This window comes from Inhella crocodyli (genome assembly GCF_004004565.1).
Lineage (GTDB): Bacteria > Pseudomonadota > Gammaproteobacteria > Burkholderiales > Burkholderiaceae_C > Inhella > Inhella crocodyli.
In genome coordinates, this window is record NZ_SACM01000003.1 from 169,679 (window position 1) to 195,634 (window position 25,956).

Here is a 25,956-nt window from a genome sequence, read left to right on the forward strand (position 1 = left end):
TCAGCCGTCCAACAAAGCGGCCACGCGCTGGCGCAGGCCCTCCGGGCTGACCTGCTGCGGCGGCACGGGCTCGCCCACCACCACCTCCACGCGGCTGAACAGGCCGCGGCGGAAGGGCTTGACCATGGCGGTGCCGCCCTCGGCGCGGCTGAAGAACGAGCCCCACAGGTTCTTCAGCGCCATGGGCACCACGGGCACGGGGTCGGTTTCCAAGATCTTCATCAGCCCGGCCTTGAAGGGCTGCAGCGTGCCGTCGCGGGTGATGCCGCCCTCGGGGAAGATGGCCAGCACATCGCCCTCGCGCAGCACCTGCGAGGCGGCTTCGAAGGCCTTGGCGTAGGCCACGGGGTCTTCCTTCTGCGAGGCCACGGGGATGGCCTTGACCAGCTTGAACAGCCAGCCCAGCACGGGGATGCGGAAGATGCGGTGGTCCATGATGAAGCGCACCGGGCGCGGGCTCACGGCCATGAGCAGCACGGCGTCGATGAAGCTGACGTGGTTGCACACCAGCAGCACCGGGCCCTCGGTGGGAATGTGCTGCTCGCCCTTCAGGCGCAGGCGGTAGATCGTGTGGCTGAGCACGAAGGCGATGAAGCGCAGCAGGTACTCGGGCACCACCAGGAAGATGTAGGCGCCGACCACCGCGTTGGCGATGCCAATGGCCAAGAACAGCTGCGGCACCGTGAAGCCGCTGGACAGCATGGCGCCGGCGATGACACTGGCGGCGATCATGAACAGCGCGTTGAGGATGTTGTTGGCCGCGATGATCCGCGCGCGGTGCGTGGGCTGCGCCCGCAACTGAATCAGCGCGTACATGGGCACGCTGTACAGGCCGGCGCTCAGGGCGATCAAGGCCAGGTCCAGCATCACGCGGGCGTGGCCCGGTGCGGCGACGAACTCGCGCAGCGTGAAGGCCGCGCCGGTGTGCACCGGCAGCGCCGTGCAGGCGAAGTACAGGTCCACGGCGAACACCGTCATGCCCAGGCAGCCCAGGGGCACGAGGCCGATCTCGACCATTCGGCGGCTCAGCGTTTCGCACAGCAGCGAACCGATGGCGATGCCCACCGAAAACACCACCAGCAGCAGCGAGGCCACCTGCTCGTTGCCGTGCACCACGTCCTTGGCGATGGCGGGGAAGTTGCCCAGGAACACGGCACCCACGAACCACATCCACGAGATGCCCAGCAGCGAGCGGAACACCACCAGGCTTTCGCGGGCGATCAACAGGTTGCGCCAGGTCTCGCTGAAGGGGTTCCAGTTGATGCGCAAGTTGGGGTCGCTGGCCGGCGTCTCGGGCAGGGCCTGGGCCACCAGGCGGCCGACGAGGGCAAAGGCCAGGCAGCCCCAGGCCACGTAGTGCACGCCCACCTCGGGAATGGCGATGAGCACGCCGCCCAGGATGTTGCCCAGCAAGATGGAGACGAAGGTGCCCATCTCCACCATGCCGTTGCCGCCGGTCAGCTCGTCGGGGCGCAGGTGCTCGGGCAGGTAGGCGTACTTCACCGGCCCGAACAGGGTGCTGTGCAGGCCCAGCAAAAAGATGCAGCCCAGCATCACCGGCACGGCCTTGGCGTACAGACCGTAGCAGCCGATGACCATGATGGCCACCTCGAAGCTCTTGATGCCGCGCATCAGCGCGCGCTTGTCGAACTTGTCGGCCAGCTGCCCCGAGGTGGCGCTGAACAGCACGAAGGGCAGGATGAAGACCGCGCCGATCACCAAGCCGGCCATGGCCGGCGGCAGCCAGCTCACCGACAGCTGGTAGGTCACCAGCACCGTGAAGGCGAACTTGAACAGGTTGTCGTTGGCGGCGCCCAGGAACTGCGTCCAAAAGAAGGGCGCAAAGCGCCGCTGGGCCATCAACGCAAACTGGCTGGGGTGTTCTTGGCTCAAGGTCCGGCTCCCGGGTTTGGCGGGCGATTGTCGTCAGCGAACCGTGCGCTCTGGCGTGCCCAAGCCGCTGCGCGACACCCAGGCAAACACCGAGTCGGCGGTCACGGTGTCGATGCGGTCGCTGAAGCGCAGGTGGCTGGGGTGGTCGTCGAAGGCGACGTTGGCCTTGGTCATGCGGCCGCCCAAGCGCGTGAGGGCGCCGATGCGCAGGCGCGTGGGCTCGTAGCCCTGCAAGCGCAGCCAAGCTTGGGCACGCTCGCGGTCCACGGCCTCGGGCGCCAGGGCGCCGGCCAGGGTCTCGGTCAGCCACTGGTTGCTTTGTTGGTAGCGCGTGCCCCAGGCGTAGCTCACCACGCTGTAGCGGCGCTCGTGCCAGCGGGCCAGGCCCGCGTTGTCGTCCAGCAAGGGCCGAAGGCGCTGGGCCACATCGGGCCGCAGCACGGTGAAGGCGGCCTCATAGCGGTGCGGGCTGTCCAAGAAAAAGTCGCCCAGGCCCTGGCGAAACACGCCAGCACGGTCGCTGCCGCAATGGTTCAGCTTGTGCACCACGCGCCAGGTGCCGGGCACCTCGCCCTCGGCCGGCTTCACCCGGTAGGCAAAGGCCAGGTGCGACCAGCGCAGGTGGTACTGGCTCAGGTCCTGCCCGGCCCGCGCGAGCAGCACGACCTCGGCGCCGCTGGCGTCCAGCGCGCGGGCGGTGCGCTCGCCCAGGGCCAGGCCCTGGCTCACCGCGTGCACGGTGGGTGGGCGCTCTTCGCAGGGGCGCCCGGCGTGGGCCGTGGCCAGGGCGAGCGCCATCGCCAGCCCGGCGGCGACGCGGCGCAAGGCGGGGCTCATCGGGTGATGGCCTCGTTGTAGAGCAAGGCCTCGCCGATGGCGCTGGGGATGAAGGCGATGGCCTGCCCCGCCACCGACAGCACCGTGCCCGTCGACACGACGGTGACGGTCACCGCCGTGCCCACCGACAACAGCGCCGACTGGGCCACGCGCCCGGCGAAGCGGATGCTGGCGCGGGCGCCGTCGCTGGCGCGCTCCACCACCCACACGGTGCCGGCGGCGCTGACCTGCACGCTCACCACGGTGAGCGCCACGCCGCCGCTGAGGATGGCAACGGGGGCGGCCACCGACACCGCCACCGGCAAGGCCGACAGCGCGCTGAGTTCGGACAGCTCACCGTGGGCCCGCGCAGGCACCGCGGTGAGGGTCAAGGCCGCAGCAATGGCCGCGGAAACCAACGAGATCGACATGCGTTTCATGCTCATCACTCCTTCGAAGTTCAGGCGCGCTCGGCCATCAAGGCTTCGTGCGCGTCACGCAGGGTCTTGGCCAAGGTGAAGGCCGAGGAAATCAAGAACAACCACGACACCACCAAGAAGGCGGCGTAGGGCGGTTGCACGCTCAGCTGCGACAGGCCCCAGCCGGTCAGGCCCATCGCGCAGCCGAAACCGCCCCAGACCACCAGGCCCCAGGCCGGGGTTTCGGGCAGGTGCGCGTGGCGGTCTCGCACGTACTTGGCCAGCGCGAACACCGTGCACAAACAGAACACGTAGGCCATCACCATGAAGGCGCGCTCGATGGGCGCCACGGGGAGGTAGGCCAGGCCCGAGCCGCACAGCACGACCGCGACGCCGAAGGAGATCCAGACCTGCACTTGCCAGGCCTTGGTGTCACGGCGGAGGTGCGGCATCGAAGAGGGGGTGTTCATGGGAGGACTTGCGCTCCAGCAGTTGAGGTGGGCGCATCGTGTCGACGGCCGTCGCGGGGGTCAAAGCCTTTGGCCCGGGTGCCGACGCGTGCGCCGGCCGGTATCGCCGGGCGGCACCGGCGGGCGGTTGGGGGCGGCTACGCTGTCGACCTTCCCCACAGCACCAGGCCCGGGAGGGGCGCGTGGACCGACTGCACCAGATCAAGGCCTTCGTGGCCGTGGCCGATGCGCTGAGCTTTGCCGGCGCGGCGCGGCGCTTGGGCCTGTCGCCACCCGCCGTCACGCGGGCGGTGAACGAGCTGGAAGCCCACTTGGCGGTGCGCCTGCTGACGCGCACCACGCGCGTGGTGCGACTCACCGAGGCCGGCCGCCGCTACGCCGAAGACTGCAAGCGCATCCTGGCCGATTGGGCCGAAGCCGACGAGTCGGTCAGCGGCCTGCACGGCACGCCGCAAGGCTCGCTCATCGTGACGGCGCCGGCCCTGTTCGGCGCGCGGCACGTGACGCCGGTGGTCACGCAGTACCTCGATCGCTACCCGCAGGTGCAGGTGGCCTGCTGGTTCTTGGACCGCGTGGTGAACCTGGTCGAAGAAGGGGTGGACGTGGCCGTGCGCATCGGCGAGTTGCCCGACTCGAGCTTGCAAGCGGTGCGCGTGGGCCAAGTGCGGCGCGTGGTCGTCGGCGCGCCCAGCTACCTGACCGCGAGGGGCCGCCCCGAGCGGCCCGAGGACCTGGCCCGCCACACCCTGGTGGCCGCCAGCGGGGTCAGCCCGCAGCCGCAATGGCGCTTCGAGCGCGACGGCGAGGTGCAGACCGTGGCCCTGCAGCCGCGCCTGACCACGACCAGCAACGACGCCGCCTTGTCCGCCGCCGTAGGCGGCTTCGGGCTGACGCGCTTGCTGTCGTACCAGGTGCAGGACGCGGTGACCCAGGGCCGGCTGGAACCGGTGCTGACCGCCTTCGAGCCCCCGCCCTTGCCGGTGCACGTGGTGCACCGCGAAGGCCGCCATGCCTCGCTCAAGGCACGCGCCTTCATCGACCTGGCCGTCAGCCTGCTGCGCGAGGACCCGGCCCTGCGCTGAGCGCCTCGGCCACGCGCCGCTCGACCGCGGCGTCCACCAGCGCCGCCACCTCCTCGGCGGTGTAGCGCGGCGTGATGTGCTGCGGGCAGTTCCAGTCCCAGGCCTCGACGCGAATCACCCAGCCGCGCTCGACCACCGCCCGCGTGCTGGGCAGCACCAGCTGCGCCAGCAAGTCCGGCTCGTCGGGACCCACGGCGCGCGCGCGGCCCAAAAGCTTGAGGCGGCGGCGCTGCACGCTGTCCAGCAGGAACAGGCTCACGCGGTCGTTGCCCTGCAGGTTCCCCGCGCTGATGTACTGGCGGTTGCCGCGGTAGTCGGCAAAGCCCAGCGTTTGCGGGTCCAGCACCCGCAGGAAGCCCACGGGGCCGCCCCGGTGCTGCAGGTAGGGCCAGCCGGTCTCGCCCACCGTGGCCATGAAGAAGTGGTCGCGCGCCGCCACGAAGGCCGCCTCGGCCTCGCCCAAGCGGTCGTTGGGCGCGGCCTCGGGGGCGTCGAACTTGGCGTAGGCCGCGCGGCTGCCCTGCCGCGCCTGCCAGTCGCGCACGGTGGGGGTGAAGGCCAGGTCGCTGAAGGCGCGGCTCATGGGGCACTCCTGTGAGACTGGCTTTACAGGTCGCGCGGGGCGCGGTGCTGCAGCGCGGGCCATTGCTCGCGCGCGGCCTTCAGGTGGCCGGGCACGTCGCTCAGCCACTTGACCTGCACTTCTTTCGTGACGTTCAGGTAGAGCTTGCCGTCGACGACGCGCCACACGGTGGGGTCGCCATCCAGCTTGCGGCCCAAGGCCACGCCCATCGCGCAGAAGCCCCCGAATTGCGGCAGGTAACGCGCGGGGTGGGCCACGAAGGCGTCGCGGTGAGCGGCGCTGGCGAAGCGGTACTCCACGCCCTCGTGGCGTGCGGTGAAGGCCGCCGTGCCCAAGCGCGGTGCGCCGTCCAAGAAGTAGGCCACCACGTCGTGGCCGCGCAGGGCCAGGCTTTGGGCGTCCACGTTCACGGCGGCCGTGGAGCTTTCGTCGAAGGCCCAGGCGCTCGGGGCCAGCACGGCGGTGAGGGACGTGGCCAAGGCCAAAGCGCGCAAGGAGGCGGAAAGGAAGTTGCGGGTCATGGGGTTCTCCAAAAGAAGCAGAGTCAGAAGAAGGGGGTCAGGCGGCCACGGCGCTCAGCAGCGCCACCTTGGGAAAGTCGATCTCGACCTGGCTGGCTTTGCCCACGATGTTGGTCAGCAGGTTCATGCCCACGTGGGTGATGACCTCGACCACCTCGGCATCGCTCAACCCCGCGGCACGGGCGGCGGCCAGCTCGGCGGCGCTGATGGCGCCCCGATGCTCGTTCAGCGCCAGCGCCAGGGCCACGGCGGCAGAGGCGTGCGCGTCGGCGCTGCGGCCTTCGCGATTGGCGCGCATCTCGTCGACGCTCAAGCCGGCCTTGCGGCCGATGGCGGTGTGGGCGCTGACGCAGTAGTCGCAGGCATTGCCTTCGGCCAAGGCCAGGGCGATGCGCTCGCGGGTGGCCGGACTCAACGCGCCGGCGTTGGCCACGTGGTGCAGGCCCAAGAAGGCGCGCAGCGCGTCGGGCGAGTGGGCCAGCACGCGCAGGAAGTTGGGCACCGCGCCCAACTGGGCGTGGATGGCGTCGAACAGGGCTTGCTGCTCGGGCGAGGGGGTGGTGACGGGCGGGATGCGGTTCATGGGGTGGCTCCTTGGGGATGGGCAGCGGCGCTGCGGTGGAGCGAACTGTGATTGAGCGCACCGAATAAAGGAATAACCGCCAAACGCAATTCATTGTTCCGGTTTATGAATCAATCGGCGCGCAATGCCGCTGGGCTACGCTGCGCCCCATGTCGAGCACCCGTGACCTCATCGCCGCGCTGAAGGCCGAACTGAAGCTGGCCGGCATCACCTACGCCGAGCTGGCGCAGCACCTGGACCTGGCCGAGAGCAGCGTCAAGCGCATGTTCGCCACCGAGGGCGACCTGCCGCTGTCGCGCATCGACGAGGTGCTGCGCGTGCTGAAGATGGACTTCGCCGACCTGGCCCGCCGCGTGGCCGACGCGCAGCCCCTGCGGCGCGAGCTGTCGGAGGAGCAAGAGCAGGCCGTGGTGAAGAACCCCAAGCTGCTCTTGATGGCGATTTGCTGCCTGTCGCAGTGGCCCTTCGAGCAGGTGATCACGACCTACGACTTCGACGAGGCCGAGGCCATCGGCCACCTCGCCCACCTGGACCGCTTGGGTTTCATCGAGCTGCGCCCGCTGAACCGTTACCGCCTGCTGGTGGCCAAAACCTTCCGCTGGCGCCCGGGCGGCCCGGTGATGCGCTTCTTCCGCGAGCACGCCGTCGACGACTACTTCGACTGCGACTTCGACGGCGAGGGCGAGCGCCTGATGGTGGTGCACGGCCAAATCGGCCACAACCTGATCACGGCCTTCAACGAGCGCCTGGAGCGCGTGACGCAGGACTTCGCGCAGCAGCACCTGGCCGACCAGCGCCTGCCGCCCGACCAACGCCGGCCCTACACGCTGGTCATCGCCGTGCGCTCGTGGCTGTTCGGGCCGTTCGCAGCGCTGCGGCGGGACGCCGCGGCGCCGGCGCGGGCCGAACCTGCGGTGCCGCACGAGCCGCCATCTCCGCTGCCCCGTTGACCGGCGACCGCCGGCTCAGTCGGCCGCCAAGCGCCCCGGGTTGATCACCCCCGCCGGGTCGAACTGCGCCTTCAGCCGCGCCAGCACCGGCGCCAGCACGGCCGAGGGCGGCTCGAAGACCGGGCCGAGCTTGTCCATCGCCGCGTACAACGTGGCCTGACCGCCGGCACGGCGGGCCAGGTCGCGGATGCGCCCGCCTTCCAGCGGGGTGACGAGCCAGCGCAGGGCGCCGCCCCACTCGATGAGTTGCTCGCCGGGCACCTTGAGCAGGGGCGCGGTGGGCGGCACCGACACGCGCCAGATGGCCACGCCGCTGCCCGCTTGGATGGCGCGCACGGCGCCGGCGAAGAACTCGTCGGTTTGGTGGCGCAGGCCGGCCCAAAAGGCGTCGGCGGCTTCAGCAGGCAGCACCTCGCCGCCCAGGCGCTGGCGGGCGCTGGCCACGGCCGCTTCGTTGCCGGCCAGGCGCAGCAGCAGGCCGCCGTCCCACCAGGCGCTGGCACTCAAGGGGAAGCCTTGGGCGGCGGCGCGGTTCATGGCGTACAGCGCGTCGTCGTGCTCGGCGTGGAAGTGCAGCGTGGCCTGCACCTGCGGCAGCGGTGCCACTTGGAAGGTGGCCTCGGCGATCAGGCCCAGCGTGCCCATCGCGCCCACCATCAGGCGGCTGACGTCGAAGCCGGCGACGTTCTTCATCAGCGTGCCGCCAAACTTCAGCACCTGGCCTTGGCCGTCGATGAGGGTGAGGCCCAGCAGGTGGTCGCGCACCGCGCCTTGGTAGGGGCGCGCTGGGCCGCTCAAGCCCGTGGCGACGAGGCCGCCCACGGTGCCCTCGTTGCCAAAGCGCGGGGGCTCGCAGGCCAGGTGCTGGCCGTGTTGGGCGAGCAGGTGTTCCAGCTCGCGCAGCGGGGTGGCGGCGCCGACGGTGACGTAAAGCTCGGAGGGCTCGAACGCTCGGACGCCGAGGAGCTCGGGCTCCTGCCCCAAGCGCCAGGGCGCGCCCAGCGGCACCCCGCCGTAAAAGCGCTTGCTGCCGTGGCCGATGAGCTCCAGCGGCTGCTGCCGCGCGCTGGCCTCGCGCAGGCGGTCGGCAATGCTTTGCATCAGAAGCGCTCCAGCTCGGGGTGCGGCAGCACGCCGCCGCGCACCCACAGCTTGCCGCCCTCGGCGCAGCGGTTCAACAGCGGGATGGCCTTGCCGGGGTTCAGGTGGCCGCTGGGGTCCCACGCGGCCTTCACGCCGTGGAAGGCCTTGAGCTCTTCGGCGCTGAACTGCACGCACATCGAGCCGAGCTTCTCCACGCCCACGCCGTGCTCGCCGGTGACGGTGCCGCCCATGGCCACCGCGGTTTCCAGGATGGCCGCACCAAAACCCTCGGCGCGGCGGATTTGGTCGGGGTCTTTGGCGTCGAACAGGATCAGCGGGTGCAGGTTGCCGTCACCGGCATGGAACACGTTGGCGCAGCGCAGGCCCCACTCGCCCTGCATGGCCTCGATGCGTTGCAGCATCTCGGCCAGGCGGCGGCGGGGGATGGAGGCGTCCATGCACAGGTAGTCGGGGCTCAGGCGGCCGCTGGCGGGGAAGGCGTTCTTGCGCCCGCTCCAAAAGCGCAGGCGCTCGGCCTCGTCGCGGCTGACCTCGATGCGCGTCGCACCGCAGCGCTCCAGCACGGCGCGCATCTGCGCCAGCTCGGCCTCCACGCTGGCGGGCTCGCCATCGCTCTCGCACAGCAAGATGGCGGCGGCGTTCAGGTCGTAACCGGCGTGCACGAAGGCCTCGACGGCGGCGGTCATCGGCTTGTCCATCATCTCCAGGCCGGCGGGTGTAAGCCCCGCGGCGATGAGCGCGGCCACGGCCTCGCCGGCCTTCGTCACCGCGTCGAAGCTGGCCAGCAGGCAGCGGGCCAGCGCGGGCTTGGGGGTCAGGCGCACCAGCACCTCGGTCACCACCATCAACAGGCCTTCGCTGCCGATGGCCAGGGCCAGCAGGTCGGGGCCGGCGGTGTCGATGGCGCCGGCCATGCTGCCCAATTCGATCGGCTCGCCGTCCACCGTGTAGCCCTTGAGACCGATGACGTTGTGCAGCGTCAGGCCGTACTTCAGGCAGTGCACGCCGCCGGCGTTCTCGCTGACATTGCCGCCGATGGTGCAGGCGATCTGGCTGCTGGGATCGGGCGCGTAGTACAGGCCGTGCGCGGCGGCCGCCTCGCTGATGGCGAGGTTGCGCACGCCGCACTGCACGCGCGCGGTGCGGGCCAGGGGGTCGATGGCCAGCACGCGGTTGAACTTGCTCAGGGCCAGGCTCAGGCCCAGGGCGTGCGGCATGGCGCCGCCCGACAGGCCGGTGCCGGCGCCGCGCGGCACGATGGGCACGCCCAGGCGGTGCGCGGCCTTCAGCACGGCCACGAGCTCGTCCTCGGTGGCCGGCAGGGCCACGGCCAGCGGGCGCTCGCGCATGGCGGTGAAGCCGTCGCACTCGAAGGGCGCGAGTTGGGCCTCGCGCCAGACCAGGCTCTCGGGCGGCAGGTGCGGCTTCAGCGCGGCCAGCAAGGCGCGCTGGCGGTCGGCGCGGTCGGGCGCGTCGGTCGAAGCCAGGGCCATCAGCAGGGCATCAGCGGCGCTTGGCCGGCGCGCGCTTGCGCGGCGCGGCCTTCGGCGCGGGCGCAGCGGCCGCCTCGGCCTCGGCCCGCTGGGTGGACAGGCTCTTGGCCATGCTGCCGGCCACGGCCTGGGGCACGCTGGCGGCCTTGCGCAAGGTGTCGCCCGCGGCGTCGATGCTTTGTTTGACCAGGCTCTGCGCCAGGCCCTTCGCGGCGTCGGTGGCGCTGTCCTTCATCGCATTGGCGGCCACTTGGCTGAACTGTTGCGTGAGCGCGCCCCACCACTGCATCGGGTCCACGCCCAAGCCAGGTGCGCCTTTGCCCGAGGCCCCAACCGCCGCCGAGGCTGCCGCCCCCGCCGCCTTGCCTGCGGCCTTGGTGGCGCCCTTCAGGGCGGCGCCGGCCACCTTCTTCGTGACCTTCTTGCCGGCCTGCACCGCCGAGGCCGCCCCCGGCGGTACGCCGGGCATGCCCGGCACCCCGCTGAGGTCGGGCACCTTCAGCGCCTCCTTCAGCTCGGACATGGGCACGTTCATGCTTTTGAGGGTCGACAAGGTCATGCGCTGCACCTCCAGCGCCTGGATGGTGGCGGCCAGCATGCGGGCGTTTTGCTCCAGCCAGAACTGCACGGTGCGCAGCTCTTCGATGCGCTTGCCCAGCTCCTCCGGGTTCAGCGTGGGCGCGACCCACTGGCCGATGGCCCCGATGCCCGGCAAGTTGCTGCCGGCGTTCTTCATCAGGCCTTGCAGGAAGTCGAAACCGGGCACGAACTTGCTGAACTGGGCGTCGCTCATCGCAGCTCCTTGGCGGGGGAAGGCCTTGATCCTACTTCCGGCCACCGAGCGGGATCAGGCCCCCCAGCGCGTCAACACGTCGTAGTCGCGCAGCGACAGCCCCGGCGGCTGCGGGTAGCCTGGCAATTGCCACACGCGCGAGCCGCGGACCGCCGCGAGCGAGGCGCCGAAGTGGCGTTGGAACAGGCGCCGGTAGCTCCCGTCGCGCCGCGCCCGCTGCAGGCCCTCCATCAGCACTGCACGCAGCTGGGGCCGGTGCGGGCCGACGAAGAAACAGTCGTCCAAGGGGTAGAAGAGCAGCACACCCGGCACCACCGCCAAGGGGACTTGGGGGTCACTGAAGCGCAGCAGCTCCGACGGCGTTTCGTTCAGGCCGCGGCTGAGGAAGTCCAGGCTGCCTTGGCGCAGCCCCGCGTACAGCAGGTCGGTGCTGCGCGCGGTGACGACCTGGAAGCCCAGTTGCGCCATCAAGGGCATGTCGCCCCAATCCTGGCCGTAGCCCAAGCGGTGCCGCTGTTGCAGGTCGCTCAAGTGCGTCAAGGCGGTGAACTCGGGCAGGCGGTCGGCCCGCACCACCAACTGGCGCACGCCCAGCAGGCCGCGCCGCAGGGGGAAGTCCACGCGCGTCAGCGAAAACTCCGCGTACAGCGCGGGGTCCAGCGCGGGCAAGGGCGCCACGTCGGCGTGCCCATCGCGCAACTCGCGCACCTGGCGTGGCCAGGTTTGCGTGGACAAGAGGCGCAGCGGGTCGGCCGCGTGCCCGGCCTTGTCCAGCGCCAAGCGGGCCAACTCGCCCTGGAAGAAGGTTTGCCGCTCCACGTGCACGGGCGGGCCGGGCATGCGCACCGTGGCATCGCCCTGCGTCTCGGGCGTGTGCGTGGTGCGCGACCAGGCCGCCGGCGCCGCGAAGGCCCAGGCCCCCAAGCCCGCAAGAAGACGTCGCCGCTCGGTCATGGTCGGGGGCTCACAGCAGGGCCAACAGGCCGGCCACGCCCAAGCCCAGCGCGGCCAGGGCGTCGCCGGCGATCAAGCCGCCGCCCACCAGGGAGGTGGTGCTCATGTCGCTGGGCGTCCCGTCGCCCTGGGGGGCCGGGCGCAGGCTGTTGAACAGGCTGGAGACGATGCCGCCTGCCCCGAACCACAGGGAGGTGGGCAGGTTCACGAAGCCGCCGAAGCTGAAGGCGTAGGGGCTGGGCAGCACCAGCGCGTCGACACAGAAGTCGGTGACAAAGCCGGCCCGGCCCGAGGCCACGAAGCGGCGGTACGCCACGGCGCGCTTGAGCAGCTTGCGCGCCAATTCGACGCCGAAGCCAAAGCCCAGGCCGATCAAGATGGCCACCGTTTGGTGCGGGTTGGGCTCGGACAGCCCGCGCAGCACGCCCACGAACTTGTAGGTCATGGCCGAGGACCATTGCGCCGGCTGTTGGTCGGCGCTCATCACCGTTTGGTCCAGGCGCAGCACGGGGTAGGCGGCCATGAACAGCTCGGCGATGCCCACGGCCAACAAGGCCCCGACCAAGATGCCGCTGACCTGGAAGCGGAACTGCAGCGCGCGGTTGGAGCCCAGGCGCCAGCCCGTGCTGCGGTCTTGCTGCATGTCGCAGCCGATGCTGGTGGCCACCAACAGCACGGTGGCCGCCATGAGACCCACCATGGGGTCGGTGAGGCCGGCCAGCGCGAACACGATGACGCTGACGACGAAGGCCGAGCTGATGGGATTGCTGTCGCTGATGCCCACCGAGATGCCGTTGCCCATCACCAGCACGGCCGTCATGCCGAGGCCCATCAGCATGAAGAGCAGGGGCACGTCGAAAAACTGCGTGCCGCAGACCACCACGGCCACGGCGCTGGCGGCCACAAAGGCCAACAAGCGCGGCACGCTGTGGCGGGGGCCGCGCATTTCGTCGGCCACGGGCAGGGGATCGGGGTCAACGCCGCGCAGGCGCTGGAAGGCCTGCCAGAGGATGAGCGCGATGTCGATGACCGTGGCGCCCAGGATCATGCCCAGCGCGATCAAGAACGCGATCTTGCGGAAGGGTTCGCCGTCTTTGAGCCAGCCGATCTCGACAAAGGTTGGTGTCAGCGCCCAGAAGAGCAGGCCCGAGGTGATGGCCGGGATGGTGATGCGCGCGCCGACGATGAGGCCGGCGCCGAAGGTGGCCACGCTCATCTCGATGGCGCCGAGCACCGCCACCTTCACCGAGGCCACGCCCAGGCCCAGGCCCACGCCCATGCCGCCGAACAAGCGCGCCACCGACTGCTTGAGCAGCACCGGATCGGTCAGCGCCCGGATGATGTTGGCCACGGCCAGGCCCGAGGGGTAGGTGAGCTTCATGCGCTCCACCAGCACCGGCGTGTACAGCATGCCAATGCCGCAGCCGAGCAGGCCGATGGCCAGCATGTAGCTCACCATCTGCCAGGTGGGCACGGGCGGCAGGCCCATCCACACCCGCGCCTGCAGCAGCGAGCTCATGGCCATCATGCCGGCCACGCTGGCGGCCATGGTCTGCATGTAGTTGGCGCCGTGCCGGCCGGCCGCGCCGTAGCCCAGGGTGACGATGGAGCCCAAGATGCCGGCCATGACCTGCGCGTTGACGTAGAAGCCCACGGCGAAGTTCATGTAGCTGGCCGCCAGGCCCCCCAAGGGCCCCAGCACCAGCATGCCCACCACCACCAAGAGCGCGTAGTAGCCGGGCGTGCCGATGGGGGGCAACCACGCCCAGCGGCGGGCGTCGGCAGGGCTCAAAACGGCATCGGTCATGTCAGGGGGCCAGGGATCGCGAACAACAACCTGGCAGGCTAGCCGGCGCGCAAGGCGTCGCGCCTGCCGACTTTCCCCCGTTCTGGCGGCAATCTCGGGAAAACCCGGGGCTCGATAATGCCGGGTTCCCTGCCGGATTGCCCCTCATGACCGATTTGTCCCGCCTCGACAGCGAAGTGCGCCGCCGTCGCACCTTCGCCATCATCAGCCACCCCGACGCGGGCAAGACCACGCTGACGGAAAAGCTGCTGCTGTTCTCGGGCGCGATCCAGATCGCCGGCTCTGTGAAGGCCCGCAAGGCCGCGCGCCACGCCACCTCCGACTGGATGGAGATCGAGAAGCAGCGCGGCATCTCGGTGGCCTCGTCGGTGATGCAGATGGAGTACCGCGACTGCGTCATCAACCTGCTGGACACCCCGGGCCACCAGGACTTCAGCGAAGACACCTACCGCGTGCTGACGGCCGTGGACGCGGCGCTGATGGTCATCGACGCCGCCAACGGCGTCGAGCCGCAAACCCGCCGCCTGCTGCAGGTTTGCCGCGCGCGCAACACGCCCATCCTCACCTTCGTCAACAAGATGGACCGCGAGGTGAAAGACCCGCTGGCCCTGATGGACGAGCTGGAGCAAGAACTCGGCATGGCCATCTGCCCCTTCACCTGGCCGGTGGGCATGGGCAAGCAGTTCGGCGGCGTGATGGACCTGCGCGCCCGCACCATGCGCGTGTTCGCCCCGGGCGAGGACCGCGCTGGCGGCGACGAAGAGCTGATCACCGACCTGGACAACCCCGCGCACGAAAGCCGCTTCGGCATGGCCTGGGGCCAGGCCCAGGGCGAGCTGGAGCTCGTGCGCGAGGCGGCCACGCCTTTCGAGCACAGCGAGTTCCTCGCCGGCCACCAAACGCCGATGTTCTTTGGCTCGGCCATCAACAACTTCGGTGTGCGCGAGGTGCTGGACGCCCTGGTGGAACTGGCCCCACCCCCGGGCGAGCGCGCCGCGCTGCAGCGCGTGGTGGCGCCCACCGAGAAGAAGTTCAGTGGCGTGGTGTTCAAGATCCAGGCCAACATGGACCCGGCGCACCGCGACCGCATCGCCTTCGTGCGCGTGGCCAGCGGCCACTTCGAGCGCGGCATGAAGCTCAAGGTCACGCGCACGGGCAAGGACTTCCGCCCCAACACCGTGGTGTCCTTCCTGTCGCAGCGCCGCGAGCTGCTGGAAGAGGCCTTCGGCGGCGACATCATCGGCATCCCCAACCACGGTGTGCTGCACCTGGGCGACACCCTGACCGAAGGCGAGCCGCTGCAGTTCACCGGCCTGCCCTTCTTCGCCCCGGAAATGTTCCGCAACGTGGAAGTGGCCGACCCGCTCAAGACCAAGCAGCTGCGCGCCGGCCTGCAACAGCTGGGCGAAGAAGGCGCCATCCAGGTCTTCCGCCCCATGGCCGGCAGCGTGCTGATGCTGGGCGCCGTGGGCCAACTGCAGTTCGAAGTGGTGGCCCACCGCCTGGAGCACGAGTACGGCGTCAAGGCCCGCATCCAGCCCTGCCGCTTCCAGGTGGCGCGCTGGGTCACGGCCGACGACGAGAACGAGTTGAAGAAATTCATCGCCGCCAACGACCACCGCATGGCCCTGGACGCCGTGGACGCGCCGACCATCTTGGTGGAGTACGCGCCCGAGCTGCGCGCCATCCAAGAGAACTGGCCCAAGATCCACTTCCACGCGCTGCGCGAGCACGCGGGGCTGGTGTTCCAGAAGCGCATGGACGGCTGATGCCCACCTTGCACGAAGCGGCCGACTACCAACCGCTTTTGCGCCAGAAGTTCGAGCAGGTTCGCCACCGCCTGCTCGCTCGTTGGCCGACGGCCCGAATCGAGCACATCGGTGCATCCAGCCTGCCTGGTGCCGTCTCCAAGGGCGATTTGGATGTGCTCATGCTGGTCGCCCCCAAAGACCTCGAAGCCGTCCGCATGGTCCTGGTCGACGACGGATACACCGAAAAGACCGACACCTTGCGCACCTCCATGCTGTGCATGCTGGAGGCCCACGACCATGCCGTGCAACTGGTCGCGGCAGGGTCGCGCCACGAACGCGACTTTCTGACATTCCGTGATCGACTGCGCGCCGACCCCCACCGGGTCGCCGAGTACAACGCCCTCAAGCGTCAGCACGCGGGGGCCAGCGACGCCGACTACCGGGCAGCGAAAGCGGCCTTCATCCAGCTGGTTTTGCGCTGACCATCGTGTGCGGATGCACCCTGTGCCGCAGAGCAAGCGCTGCGTCGCAAGGGGCGGGCGCCCAGGGGGCATGGAGTGCACCATTCACTCACCCCAACAGGCACCCCAGGGAGCCCACCATGTTTGCCAACGACCTCGACCGCCTCGCCGCCCTGCACAGCAATGGCAAGCTGAGCGACGAGGAGTTCCAACGCGCCAAGGCCCGCGTGCTGGACGGGCAAGACCCTGCGCCAGCGACCGCTGCCGCTGCCGCGGTGAACGGCTTGCGCCGCAGCCGCAGCGATCGCTGGATCGGTGGCGTGTGCGGCGGCCTGGCCCGGGTCACCGGCCTGGAGGCCTGGGGCTGGCGCCTGCTCTTCGTGCTGGGCCTGTTCCTCAGCGGCTGCAGCCTCTTGGCCTACGCGCTGCTGTGGATCTTCGTGCCCAACGAGTGAGCCTCGACCGAGGGCGGCCCGTGCCGCCCTCGCCCTCTTGGGGTTCAGAACGCGTTCACAGCGTCCAACGCAGCCCCACCGACAGCGAGCGCCCCGGCAGCGGCGCCAATCCCCGCACCGTGACCGTGCTGCTGGCGCTGTAGGCCAGCGTGTTGCCCAGGTTGTTCAAGCGGACGAAGAGCAGCGCGTCCTGGCCCTGCCAGCGCCATCGATAGCTCCCCGCCACGTTGACCTGCGTCCAACCCGGCGTCGCCAGGTCGTCCGAGGGCACGCGGTCCTGCGCCTGGGCGCGCAGCACCTCGGCCTGCCAACGCCAGGCCGCGCCCTGCCAGGCCAGACCCAGCTTGAAGCGCTGCGGCGCGATGCGCGGCAAGGGCTCGCCCGTGGCACGGTTGTCGGCCCGCACGCCGTCCCACTGCGCCTCCAAGTCCAACGTGCTGCCGGCGCCCTGCCACAGGCGCTGCGTGCCTTGCAGCTCCCAACCCTGCAAGCGGGCTGGCACGGCGCGGAAGGCGTAGACCGGGAAGGCCTCGCCGTCGGCGTTGACAACGTCCGGCTCGCCCGTGGGCAGCAAGGCGATGTAGCGGCCGAAGTCGCTGCGGTAGACCTGCAGCTGAACCTGCCGGCCGCTGCCTTGCCAGTGCAGGCCCAGCTCGCCGTGCCGGCCTTGCTCCAAACGCTGCGCCGTGTCGCCGCGCTCGAAGGTGGCGGTGGCGGCGTGCACGCCGTTGGCGTAGAGCTCGTACGAGGTGGGCGCGCGCTCGGTGCGCGAGAGGCTGCCGGTCAAGCGCCAGCCTTCGCCCAGGTCGCCGTTCCAGCCCAAGGACGCGCTGCGGGGCGTGAAGCGCCGCTGCACGGCCGCGCCGAACTTGGGCTCGGCCGGGTCGGCGTCGCCCAGGGAATCGACGCTCGCACGCTCCACGCGCAAGCCGGCGCTCCACTGCCAGCGCGGGTCGGCCTGCCATTGCCCGAGCCAGAAGGCCGCGGCGTTGCGCGTGCGCGTGCTGGGCACGAAGGCCTCCTCGCCCAGGGCCTCGAAGCGCGAGGCCTCGGCCTGCGCGCCGAACACGCCGTCCAGCATGCCACCGGCGACCTCACGGCGCGCGTGCACGGCTTCCACGCGCACATCACCGCCACGGTTCTTGAAGGTGGTGCCCACCTCGCCGCTGCCCTCGACCTCTTGGTGCTGGTAGTCGGTGAGGCTGCCCTGCACGCGCAGCGCGGGCAGCCAGACGGCCAGGTCGCGCCACTCGCCCGACACGGCGGCCTTGTCGCGCTTCATCCGGATGGTCACGTCGTCTTCGGTCACCACGCCATAGTCGTTGCCGTGGTGGTCGACGCTCAGCCCCAAGTGGCCCCAGGCGCCCACGAGCGAGGCGCCCACGGCGCCGCCCTGCGCGGCACTGGCGGAGTTGAGCACGCGGGTCGACAGCCCAGTGCCACCCGCCCCGTCAGGCCGCTCGAACCGCGGCACGCGCAGGTCGTCGGTGCGGCGCCAGAAGGCGTCGGCGTGCCAGGCCCAGCCGTCGCTGCCTTGGTCCATCACGGCCGAGACGCCGCGTTGGCCGTCGGCGCCGCCGACGCGAAGTTGGCCGGCAGCGCTCAAGCCCCGCGCCGGGGTGCGTGGGATGCGCTGGTCGATGGCGTTCACCACCCCGCCCACGGCGCTGCCACCGTAGAGCAAGGCGGCGGGGCCGCGCAGCACCTCGATGCGCTCGACCACCAGCGGGTCAATCGGTACAGCGTGGTCAAAGCTGAGCGCCGAGGCGTCGAGCGAGGCGCCCGCGTTGCTCAGCACGCGGATCCGGTCCCCGTCCTGCCCCCGCACCACAGGGCGGTTGGCATTGGGGCCGAAGTACGTGGACGACACGCCGGGCAGGCCGTCCAAGGTGTCGCCCAGCGCACTGCCGCGACGCAGCACCAGGGCATCGCCGTCCAGCACGGACACCGCGGCGCTGGTCTGCGTGCTGCGCAGCGGGTTGCCGGTGACGACCACCGGCTGCAAGGCGGGGACGGCGACGTCCGAGGCGGCCGCCGCGGGCGGGGTGGCGGCGGCTGCTGGAGTCGATTGGGCCAGAACCGGCGCCGCGCAAGCGGCGGCGAACAAAGCGGCGGCCACGGCAAGGCGTTGCCGGGAGAAAGGGCAGAAGGTCAACATGGAAAGGAGGTCCTTCCCCGCGCGGCGGCGCCGAGCGGGGGTGCAGAGGCAATCAGGCGCCGCACCAAGCCCCAAGGCTGGGGGCACGGCGGGCGAAGCGAAGGCTCAGGCCCGGACCGGGGGGGCGCGCGCCGGCGGGCGGTGCCAGCCGAGCGTCGTCGCAGGGGCCGGCAAGGAGACGCCGACGGCCCAGCGCGCGGGGGGCTCGTGCAGCAGCGGCGCCAGGGCCGCGCTGGGCATCCCAGCGACGCACAGGGCATCGAACCACTGGCACAGGTCCGAGCCGTCGTCGTGGCCAGCCGCCAGCTCATGCAGCCAAGCCTGGGTGGCCGGCGGACCGGCATGCCCTGCATGGGCGCCGTGCCGGTCGTGCGTGCGGCGCATCGCGGCGACGTCCAGCACCGCGCGGTCGTCGGCCACCGACAGCCCCACGGCATGGGGCACGCCCGCCCCCGGGTGGAGCACCGCGTGCACCCAGGCCAGGCCCTGGGCGCCCAGCAAGGCGACCAAGACCGCGGCCAGCCACCAGCGGGCGGCCATGGGGGGGCGAGGGCGGTGAATCACGGACGCATTGTCGCCAGCCACCGTCCTAGGATGGGGCGTTCCTCCCGCGCCACGGCTTCGGCCCCGATCGATGAGCCACGACCACACCATCGGCCCCGACCAACTCTGCATCGGGATGTACGTGCACCTGGACCTGCCCTGGACCTCGCACCCCTTCACCTTTTCCAGCTTCAAGATCAAGAGCCTGGAGCAGGTGGCGGCGATCCAGGCCCTGGGCATTCAGTCGCTGCGTTACTCGCCCGAGCGCAGCGACAGCCAGCCCCTGCCCGCCCCGGAAGTGCCGCCGGAGGCGGGCAGCAGTGCCCCCGCCCCCGACCCCGCCGCCCTGGCCGCCAAGCGCGAGCGCCTGGAGCGCATGGCCGCGCGCCAAGCCACGGTGCAAGCCTGCGAGCGCGCCTTGCTGTCCAACAGCCGGGCGGTCAAGTCCATCACCCAAAACCTGTTCGCCAAGCCCAAGCAGGCCTACGAGGAGGCCGGCGCCCTGATCGGCGGCATCGCCGATTCGATGCTGGTCGACGCCGACGTGGCGATCCAGTTGATGGCGGACAAGGTGGGTGGCGAGGACGTTTACATCCACTCGCTGAACGTCGCCATCCTGTCCATGATCTTGGGCCGCGAGTTGAAGGCCCCACCCCCGGCCCTGAAGTTGCTCGGTTTGGGAGCGCTGCTGCACGACATTGGCAAGAGCGAACTGCCCGAGCGGGTGGCGCGCAAGGCCGGCGCCCTGACCGCGGCCGAGCAGTCGGTGTTTCAAACGCACACCAGCAAGGGCGCCGACATGGCGCGCACCATGGAGGTCGCACCCGAGGTGCGCGCCATCATCGAGCAGCACCACGAGCACGCCGACGGCACCGGCTACCCGCGCAAGCTCACCGGCGCGCAGATGACCCTGCTGACCCGCATCGTCTGCCTGGTCAATGCCTACGACAACCTGTGCAACCCCGTGGACCCGAAGCGGGCGCTGACGCCACACGAGGCCTTGTCGCTCATTTACGGGCAACGTCGTGCCCATTTCGACGCCACGGTGCTGACGACCTTCGTGCGCAGCGTGGGCATCTACCCGCCAGGCACGGTGGTGGCCCTGAACAACGGCACCTTGGGCATGGTGGTGTCGGTCAACAGCAGCCGCCCCCTCAAGCCCACGGTGTTGGTCTACGACCCCGCCGTGCCCAAAGAAGGCGCCATCGTGGTCGACCTCGAGCAAGAGCCGGACGTGGCCGTGGCCAGCACCCTGCGCCCGCAGCAGCTGCCGGCGGCGGTGTTCGATTACCTGTCGCCGCGCAAGCGCACGACCTACCACTTCAGCACCGAAGGCGCGCCGGGCTGACGCCGCGCAAAGTCACCGCCGCCGAACCGGCGCAAGATGGGCCCCATGAAACGACGCTGGCTGCTCCTCCTGCCCCTGCTGTTGGGGGCCGTTGCCCTGCTGTGGGCCTGGCAACGCCCCCGCCCAGTGACCGCGGTGACCCCGACCCGGGGCGAGGCCATCGACGCCGTGTTTGCCACCGGCGCGGTCGAGCCCGTGGTGCAACTGCCCGTGGCACCGCGCGTGGGCGGGCGCCTGCTGGCCCTGAGCGCCGACGAAGGGCAGTCCGTCAAGAAGGGGCAGTTGCTGGCCCGCCTGGAAACGGCCGAGGCCGACGCGCAACTGGCCGAACTGGCCGCGCGCGAGCGGCAGGCCCAACTGGCGCTGGACCGCACCGAGGCCTTGGTGCGGCAGCAGTTCGTGGCCGCCAGCGAGGCCGACCGCGCCCGGGCCGAGCGCGATGCCGTGCGGGCCCAAGCCGCCCGGGTGCAAGCCCAGCGCGGCTATGCCCTGCTGCTGGCGCCCGAAGCCGGCACCGTGCTGCGGCGCGACGGTGAGGTGGGCCAATTCATCCCGGCCGGCCAGGCCGTGTTCACCTTGGGCGACGCCCAGCGCTTGCGCGTCAGCGCCGAGGTGGACGAGGAAGACATCGCCCGCGTCCAACCCGGGCAGCCCGTGGTGCTGCGCGCCGCGGCCCTGGGCGATGGGGTGTTCGACGGCGTGGTGGACGCCATCACGCCGCGTGGCGACCCGGTGGCCCGCAGCTACCGCGTGCGCATCGCCCTGGCCCAGCCGCCTGCAGGCCTGCGCGTGGGCATGACGGTGGACGCCAACATCGTGCTCGCCCGCCGGACCCAGGCGCTGCTGCTGCCCACCGGGGTGCTGCAGGGCCAGACGGTGTGGGTGATCGACCAAGGCCGGGCCCGGCCGCGCACGCTCCAACTCGGGGCGCGCGGCCAGGGCAAGGCAGAGGTGCTGGGCGGGTTGGACGCGAAGGAATCCGTCATCGCCGAGCCCGACGGCTTGAAGGACGGCCAGCGCGTGAAGGCCGCGCCTTGAGCCCGCGATGGGAGTGGCCATGCGGGTGATCTTGGCCGTGGCCCGGGCTGAGCCAGGTCCAAGAGGCGGCCCAAGGCCGCTTCGCCGCCGGGCGAAGGACCGCCCCTGTCGTGCAGGGGCGGGCCGGGGGCGACCATGCGGGTGATCTTGGCCGTGGCATGGGCCCACCTCATCGGCCGCAAGCGCCAAACCCTCGTCGCCCTGGGGGGCGTGATCTTGGGGGTGGCCTTCTTCCTGGCCGTCTCCAGCCTGATGCGCGGCTCCGAGCGGGACTTCCTGCAGCGCCTGGTGGACAACGCCCCGCACATCACCGTGTACGACGAGGCCCGCGAGGCCCCGCCCCAGCCCGCGGCCCTGCGCTGGCCCGAGGCGGCCCTGAACCTGCCGCGGGTGAAGCCCCAGCGCGAAACGCGGGGCATCCGAGGCTGGCCGCGAATGCTGGAGGCGCTGCGCGCGCGCGAGGGCGTGCGGGCGGCACCGGTGCTCAACGGCGCTGTGGTGCTGTCCTTTGCCGGCCGCGTGCAGGGCCTGCAGATGCAGGGCATCGAGCCCCAGGCCATGCGGGGCGTGTCCACCATCGAATCGAAGATGGTCGCCGGCAGCCTGGACGCGTTGGACGCCGACGCCAACGGCATCGTGCTGGGGGCCGGCCTGATGCAGCAGTTTCAACTGCGCCTGGGCAGCACGGTGAGCGTGGTGGCCGCAGGCGGCAGCAGCCGCCCGATGAAGGTGGTGGGCGTGTTTCGCACGGGCAACCAGGCCTACGACGAAGGCCAGGCCTTCGTGAAACTGGGCCGCGCACAAAGCCTGCTGGGCCGCGAGAACCGCGTCAACCGCCTCATCCTGCAACTGGACGACCCGCAGGCCGCGGCCGCCCTGGCGCCGGCGCTCGAGCGCGAGTTCGGCACCAAGGCGGTGTCGTGGACGGAGGCCTCGCAAGACATCCTGTCCCTGCTGGTCATCCGCAACCTCATCATGTACACCGTGGTGTCGGCCATCTTGGTGGTGGCCTCGCTCGGCATCTACAACACGCTCAGCACCGTGGCCCTGGAAAAGACCAAGGACATCGCCATCCTCAAGAGCATGGGCTTTCACGCGCGGGAGCTGCAGCGCATCTTCCTGCTGCAGGGCCTGGCCGTGGGCAGCGTGGGAAGCCTGCTGGGCCTGGGCTTGGGGGCGCTGTTGATGCAGGCCCTGGCCCAGGTGCAGGTGAAGCCGCCCGGCGCGCTGGACGCGAGCAGCCTGCCGCTGTACTGGGGTGCCGAGCAGTTCGCGCTGGCCGCCGGCTTCGCGCTGGCCGCCAGCCTGGCCGCCGCCTGGCTGCCGGCGCGCAAGGCCGCGGCCCTGCACCCGGTGGACATCCTGCGGGGCGCGGCCTGATGCAACGCCGTCTCGCGCTCGCGCTCTCCCTCGGCCCCAGCACCAGCGCCTGGTCCGCTGGCGCTGGCGCCGAGGAGCCGCTGCGGGACCTGGTGTCCCCCCGCCTACCGCCCGCGCTCACCCCGTGGACGACCGAGGGTGACCTCGCCATCAACCCGCAGTCCTTGCACCCCAAGCTGCGCCACCTGCCCCGGGCCTGAGATGCACCCCTTGATCGAGACCGAGGCCCTGACACGCACCCTGCCGGGCGAGCTGCCGGTGACCCTGGTGCGCGACGTGAGCCTGCGCATCGACCGCGGCGAGTTCGTGGCCATCGTGGGGCCCTCGGGCTCTGGCAAAAGCTCTTTGCTCTACCTGCTGGGCCTGCTGGACCGGCCGACCTCGGGGCGGCTGACGGTCGACGGCGAAGACACCGCCGACTTCGACGAAGACCGCTTGGCCGACCTGCGCCTGGCCAAGCTGGGCTTCGTGTTCCAGTTCCACTTCTTGTTGCCCGAGTTCAGCCTGCTGGACAACGTGGCCCTGCCCATGCGCCGCTTGGCGCGGCTGCGCGAGACCGAGATCGTGGCCCGAGCACACGCGCTGTTGGACGACTTGGGCCTGCAAGGCCACGCCCACAAGCACCCGCACCAGATCAGCGGCGGCCAGCGCCAGCGCGTGGCCATCGCCCGCGCCCTGGCCAACCAACCCCTGTTGATCTTGGCCGATGAGCCCACGGGCAACCTCGACAGCGCCAGCAGCGCCAACGTGCGCGACTTGCTGCGCAGCCTGTGCCGCACGCAGGGCACCACGGTGGTGACGGTGACGCACGACCTGGGGTTTGCCGCCGCGGCCGACCGGCAGATCGCCCTGGTCGACGGCCGCCTGGCGCCTCAGGCCTGAGGGGCCGCCGAGCGGCGGACCACCCGCACCGGCTGCAAGCGCGCGCGCAGCTGGCCGCAGCCGCCCTCCACGTCCTGCCCCGCCGAATCGCGCAGCTTGGTCAGGATGCCGCGCGCGTGCAGGCGCCGGGCCAGGTCGCGGCAAGCGTCCCAGCTCGGTCGCTGGAAGGGCAGTCCCGGCACGGTGTTGAAGGGGATCAGGTTCAGCATGGCCGGCTGGCCTTGGAACAGGCGCACCAGGCCCTCCACCTCGTCGTCGCCGTCGTTCACGCCCTCCAGCAGGGTCCACTGCACCTGCAGCGGGTAGCCGGTGCGGCGGGCGTAATCGCAGGCCTGGGTCATCAGCCACTCGGGGCTCAAGCGCGGCGCGCGGGGCAGCAGTTGTTCTCGCAGGGCGGGTTGCGTGGTGTGCAGGCTCAGCGCCAGCGCCGGCTTCACCGCACCGCGGCCCAAGCGCTCGAACACGCGCTCGTCGCCCACGGTGCTGAACACGAGGTTCTTGTGGCCGATGCCGCCCTCGGTGCCCAAGGTGTCGATGGCGGCCAGCACGGCGTCCAGGTTGTGGGCCGGCTCGCCCATGCCCATGAAGACCACCTTGTTCACCGCACGCAAGGTGCGCGCGGTGGCCACCTGGGCCAGCAGCTCGGCGCTGCCCACCTGGCGGATCAGGCCCAGCGTGCCCGTCATGCAAAAGCCACAGCCCACGGCGCAGCCGACTTGGCTGCTGATGCACAGGCCGCCCCGGGGCAGCAGCACGGCCTCGACGCTCTGCCCGTCGTGCAGGCGCAGCAGCAGGCGCTCGGAGCCGTCTTCGCTGGGTTCGCGCGCGTGCAGCGCGGCCACGCCCTGCCATTCGGCCATCAGGCTCGGCAGGGCCTCGTGCAGCGCCTTGGGCAGGTAGTGGGCCAGCGGGTTGCGGCCCCGGTCGAGCGGGATGGCCTGCAGCCAGTGGCGCAACAGGCGGCTGCGGTGCTCGGGGCGCGCGCCCAGGCGCTGCAGGGTGGCGTCGATCTCGGCCAGGCTTGTGGGGGACATGGCCGGGATTGTCGACCGCGCCTCAGCGCAGGGGCATCACGGCCACGATCTCTTCGCCATCCATTTCGCCGGTCGGCACGAACCCCAGCCCCAGGTAGAAGCGCTCGGGACTGCCGTCTCCCGGGATGTACGAGGTGTACAGCTGCACGTGCCCTTGCTGCCGCGCATGCTGGGCCACCGCCGCGATCGCCAAACGCCCGACCCCACGCCCTTGGAAGCGCTGGTCGATCATGAAGCGCCACAACCCCATCCTGGGGTCGGCCGGCGGGTCGGCACGCTGGGACTGGTCCTCCAGCATGACAAAGCCCGCCAGCTCGTCGTCCGCGTAAATGGCTCGGTACCAGGCCTCGGGGTGGAACAGGGCCTGCGCCAGCGACACCGCGTTGGGAGCGACGAAGTTCTCTTGACCCGGCCCCAGGGACAAGCGGCACACCGCCCGGACGGTGTCGGCGGTGATGGCCCGCAGTTCGACCTGCATCAGCGGTTGTAGTTCACCGGCAGCCAGTCGTAGCCCTTGCCGTTCTCGCGCAGCTTGCCGATGCCCGGGAAGCTGATGTGGGCCACGCCCACGTAGTAGCCGCCACGCGCGGCGTTGTCGTAGGCCTGGAAGCGCTGCGGGCCGGCGGCCTTGGGGTCGCTGTCGAAGGCGATGGTCACCTCCGGGTTCTTGAACTGCACGGCAGCCACGTGCATCAGGTCCCCCCAGAGCACCAGCTTGTCGTCGCCGCTTTCCACCACGTAGATGCTGTGGCCCGGCGTGTGGCCGTAGGTGGGCACGCTGCGCACGCCCTTGACCAGCTCGGTGGCGCCGTCGAAGGGCTTGAAGCGGCCGGCGTCTTGGTAGGGCTTGATCACGCGCTTGGCGTTTTGCATGCTGCCGCGCGCGGCCTCGGGGGCTTGGGCCTCGTCGCCCAGCCAGAAGCCGCTTTCGCGCTGGTCGGCGCGCACCGTGGCCTTGGGGAAGGCGGGCTTGCCGTCCTTGTCCAGCAGGCCGTTGATGTGGTCGCCGTGGAAGTGGGTGATGTAGACCTCGTCGACCTGGTCGGGCGTGTAGCCGCTGGCCTTCAGGTGGGCCAGCAGCAGGCCGGTGGGGGCGCCGCCTTGGCCGGCGTGGCCGGTGTCGATCAGCACCAGCTTTTCGCCGGTGTGGATCAGGTAGGCGTTGACCGAGGTGGCCAGGGGGATGCCGAGGTAGGCCTCTTGCAGGCGGCGGGCCACCAGCGTGGGGTCGGGCGTTTGCAGCAGCTTGTCCACGGGCAACTGGAAGATGCCGTCGTTCAAGGCGGTGACTTCGAAGCTGCCCAGCTTCATGCGGAACCAGCCGGGCGCTTGGCCGCCGGCTTGGGGCGGGGCGGCCAGGGCGATCGTGGGCAAGGCCAGAACGGCGGCGGTGGCGGCAGCAGCAAGGATTTGGCGCATGGGTCGGGCTCCGGGGCTT

General features: G+C 70.8%; 27 protein-coding genes. 10 read left to right on the forward strand and 17 right to left on the reverse strand.

Annotation, left to right across the window (positions count from 1 at the left end):
• The 4 genes from EOD73_RS11560 to EOD73_RS11575 form a co-directional block, all read right to left on the reverse strand.
• Complete coding sequence (locus EOD73_RS11560; protein ID WP_127683489.1) at positions 1-1,860, reverse strand: MFS transporter; 1,860 nt, start codon at positions 1,858-1,860, stop codon at positions 1-3.
• A gap of 66 nt (positions 1,861-1,926) precedes the next feature.
• Positions 1,927-2,730 carry a DUF2145 domain-containing protein gene (locus tag EOD73_RS11565; protein ID WP_127683161.1) on the reverse strand — a complete coding sequence of 268 codons (804 nt, stop codon included), beginning with the start codon at positions 2,728-2,730 and terminating at the stop codon, positions 1,927-1,929.
• Entirely contained in the window at positions 2,727-3,149 is a 423-nt protein-coding gene (locus EOD73_RS11570) for a hypothetical protein (RefSeq protein WP_127683162.1), read from the reverse strand. Before EOD73_RS11570 ends, EOD73_RS11565 begins: the two co-directional genes overlap by 4 nt.
• Positions 3,150-3,169: 20 nt before the next feature.
• Entirely contained in the window at positions 3,170-3,598 is a 429-nt protein-coding gene (locus EOD73_RS11575) for a YiaA/YiaB family inner membrane protein (RefSeq protein ID WP_127683163.1), read from the reverse strand.
• Positions 3,599-3,780: 182 nt separating this feature from the next.
• On the opposite strand from EOD73_RS11575, the gene EOD73_RS11580 reads away from it, so the two are divergent.
• Positions 3,781-4,680 carry a LysR family transcriptional regulator gene (locus EOD73_RS11580; protein ID WP_127683164.1) on the forward strand — a complete coding sequence of 300 codons (900 nt, stop codon included), beginning with the start codon at positions 3,781-3,783 and terminating at the stop codon, positions 4,678-4,680.
• On the opposite strand, the gene EOD73_RS11585 is transcribed toward EOD73_RS11580, so the two are convergent.
• From EOD73_RS11585 to EOD73_RS11595, 3 genes are read right to left on the reverse strand one after another with little or no spacing between them, the layout of a single operon-like run.
• On the reverse strand, positions 4,646-5,263 hold the full coding sequence (locus EOD73_RS11585; RefSeq protein ID WP_127683165.1) for a pyridoxamine 5'-phosphate oxidase family protein: 618 nt from the start codon (positions 5,261-5,263) through the stop codon (positions 4,646-4,648). The genes EOD73_RS11580 and EOD73_RS11585 overlap by 35 nt on opposite strands.
• Positions 5,264-5,286: 23 nt before the next feature.
• A complete protein-coding gene (locus EOD73_RS11590) occupies positions 5,287-5,784 on the reverse strand; it encodes a YHS domain-containing (seleno)protein (RefSeq protein ID WP_127683166.1) in 498 nt (165 codons plus the stop codon).
• A 37-nt stretch (positions 5,785-5,821) separates the two neighbouring features.
• A complete protein-coding gene (locus EOD73_RS11595) occupies positions 5,822-6,367 on the reverse strand; it encodes a carboxymuconolactone decarboxylase family protein (RefSeq protein ID WP_127683167.1) in 546 nt (181 codons plus the stop codon).
• A 149-nt stretch (positions 6,368-6,516) separates the two neighbouring features.
• On the opposite strand from EOD73_RS11595, the gene EOD73_RS11600 reads away from it, so the two are divergent.
• Positions 6,517-7,317: a helix-turn-helix domain-containing protein gene (locus tag EOD73_RS11600; protein ID WP_127683168.1), complete on the forward strand. Its 801-nt coding sequence runs from the start codon at positions 6,517-6,519 to the stop codon at positions 7,315-7,317.
• A gap of 15 nt (positions 7,318-7,332) precedes the next feature.
• Here EOD73_RS11600 and glcE read toward each other — a convergent pair whose 3' ends face one another.
• The 5 genes from glcE to EOD73_RS11625 are packed head-to-tail and all read right to left on the reverse strand — an operon-like array spanning position 7,333 to position 13,468.
• Entirely contained in the window at positions 7,333-8,418 is a 1,086-nt protein-coding gene (gene glcE, locus EOD73_RS11605) for a glycolate oxidase subunit GlcE (protein WP_127683169.1), read from the reverse strand.
• On the reverse strand, positions 8,418-9,914 hold the full coding sequence (locus EOD73_RS11610) for an FAD-linked oxidase C-terminal domain-containing protein (protein ID WP_127683170.1): 1,497 nt from the start codon (positions 9,912-9,914) through the stop codon (positions 8,418-8,420). The genes glcE and EOD73_RS11610 overlap by 1 nt, the downstream gene beginning before the upstream one ends.
• A 10-nt stretch (positions 9,915-9,924) precedes the next feature.
• Positions 9,925-10,707, reverse strand: a complete 783-nt coding sequence (locus EOD73_RS11615; RefSeq protein WP_127683171.1) for a PhaM family polyhydroxyalkanoate granule multifunctional regulatory protein — start codon at positions 10,705-10,707, stop codon at positions 9,925-9,927.
• Positions 10,708-10,761: 54 nt separating this feature from the next.
• Positions 10,762-11,661, reverse strand: coding sequence for a transporter substrate-binding domain-containing protein (locus tag EOD73_RS11620; RefSeq protein ID WP_127683172.1), 900 nt, complete (start codon positions 11,659-11,661; stop codon positions 10,762-10,764).
• Positions 11,662-11,671: 10 nt separating this feature from the next.
• Positions 11,672-13,468 carry an OPT/YSL family transporter gene (locus EOD73_RS11625; RefSeq protein WP_127683173.1) on the reverse strand — a complete coding sequence of 599 codons (1,797 nt, stop codon included), beginning with the start codon at positions 13,466-13,468 and terminating at the stop codon, positions 11,672-11,674.
• 146 nt (positions 13,469-13,614) lie between these two features.
• On the opposite strand from EOD73_RS11625, the gene EOD73_RS11630 reads away from it, so the two are divergent.
• From EOD73_RS11630 to EOD73_RS11640, 3 genes are all read left to right on the forward strand, one after another.
• Positions 13,615-15,237: a peptide chain release factor 3 gene (locus EOD73_RS11630; RefSeq protein ID WP_127683174.1), complete on the forward strand. Its 1,623-nt coding sequence runs from the start codon at positions 13,615-13,617 to the stop codon at positions 15,235-15,237.
• A complete protein-coding gene (locus EOD73_RS11635; RefSeq protein ID WP_127683175.1) occupies positions 15,237-15,701 on the forward strand; it encodes a GrpB family protein in 465 nt (154 codons plus the stop codon). Before EOD73_RS11630 ends, EOD73_RS11635 begins: the two co-directional genes overlap by 1 nt.
• A 119-nt stretch (positions 15,702-15,820) precedes the next feature.
• The gene (locus EOD73_RS11640) at positions 15,821-16,135 is read left to right on the forward strand and encodes a PspC domain-containing protein (protein WP_127683176.1); all 315 of its coding nucleotides are present in this window, start codon (positions 15,821-15,823) and stop codon (positions 16,133-16,135) included.
• A gap of 55 nt (positions 16,136-16,190) precedes the next feature.
• Here the strand turns inward: EOD73_RS11640 and EOD73_RS11645 are convergent, their stop codons facing one another.
• Positions 16,191-18,293 carry a TonB-dependent receptor gene (locus EOD73_RS11645; protein ID WP_127683177.1) on the reverse strand — a complete coding sequence of 701 codons (2,103 nt, stop codon included), beginning with the start codon at positions 18,291-18,293 and terminating at the stop codon, positions 16,191-16,193.
• Positions 18,294-18,398: 105 nt separating this feature from the next.
• On the reverse strand, positions 18,399-18,833 hold the full coding sequence (locus EOD73_RS11650; protein WP_127683178.1) for a hypothetical protein: 435 nt from the start codon (positions 18,831-18,833) through the stop codon (positions 18,399-18,401).
• A gap of 94 nt (positions 18,834-18,927) precedes the next feature.
• On the opposite strand from EOD73_RS11650, the gene EOD73_RS11655 reads away from it, so the two are divergent.
• The 5 genes from EOD73_RS11655 (at position 18,928) to EOD73_RS11675 (ending at position 23,484) form a co-directional block, all read left to right on the forward strand.
• Entirely contained in the window at positions 18,928-20,184 is a 1,257-nt protein-coding gene (locus tag EOD73_RS11655; RefSeq protein ID WP_127683179.1) for a cyclic di-GMP phosphodiesterase, read from the forward strand.
• Positions 20,185-20,229: 45 nt separating this feature from the next.
• The gene (locus tag EOD73_RS11660; RefSeq protein WP_164846048.1) at positions 20,230-21,222 is read left to right on the forward strand and encodes an efflux RND transporter periplasmic adaptor subunit; all 993 of its coding nucleotides are present in this window, start codon (positions 20,230-20,232) and stop codon (positions 21,220-21,222) included.
• A 135-nt stretch (positions 21,223-21,357) separates the two neighbouring features.
• Positions 21,358-22,602, forward strand: a complete 1,245-nt coding sequence (locus EOD73_RS11665) for an FtsX-like permease family protein (RefSeq protein ID WP_127683181.1) — start codon at positions 21,358-21,360, stop codon at positions 22,600-22,602.
• A complete protein-coding gene (locus tag EOD73_RS11670) occupies positions 22,602-22,802 on the forward strand; it encodes a hypothetical protein (RefSeq protein WP_127683182.1) in 201 nt (66 codons plus the stop codon). The genes EOD73_RS11665 and EOD73_RS11670 overlap by 1 nt, the downstream gene beginning before the upstream one ends.
• 1 nt (position 22,803) lies before the next feature.
• Positions 22,804-23,484 carry an ABC transporter ATP-binding protein gene (locus EOD73_RS11675; protein ID WP_127683183.1) on the forward strand — a complete coding sequence of 227 codons (681 nt, stop codon included), beginning with the start codon at positions 22,804-22,806 and terminating at the stop codon, positions 23,482-23,484.
• On the opposite strand, the gene EOD73_RS11680 is transcribed toward EOD73_RS11675, so the two are convergent.
• Genes EOD73_RS11680 through EOD73_RS11690 form a run of 3 tightly spaced genes read right to left on the reverse strand, consistent with a single transcriptional unit; the run spans position 23,475 to position 25,937 of the window.
• Positions 23,475-24,518 (reverse strand): RNA methyltransferase, encoded by a 1,044-nt coding sequence (locus EOD73_RS11680; RefSeq protein ID WP_127683184.1) that lies wholly within the window; start codon positions 24,516-24,518, stop codon positions 23,475-23,477. The two genes, EOD73_RS11675 and EOD73_RS11680, sit on opposite strands and share 10 nt — an antisense overlap.
• 22 nt (positions 24,519-24,540) lie before the next feature.
• A complete protein-coding gene (locus EOD73_RS11685; RefSeq protein WP_127683185.1) occupies positions 24,541-24,996 on the reverse strand; it encodes a GNAT family N-acetyltransferase in 456 nt (151 codons plus the stop codon).
• The gene (locus EOD73_RS11690; RefSeq protein WP_127683186.1) at positions 24,996-25,937 is read right to left on the reverse strand and encodes an MBL fold metallo-hydrolase; all 942 of its coding nucleotides are present in this window, start codon (positions 25,935-25,937) and stop codon (positions 24,996-24,998) included. The genes EOD73_RS11685 and EOD73_RS11690 overlap by 1 nt, the downstream gene beginning before the upstream one ends.
• Between the last annotated feature and the right edge of the window lie 19 nt (positions 25,938-25,956).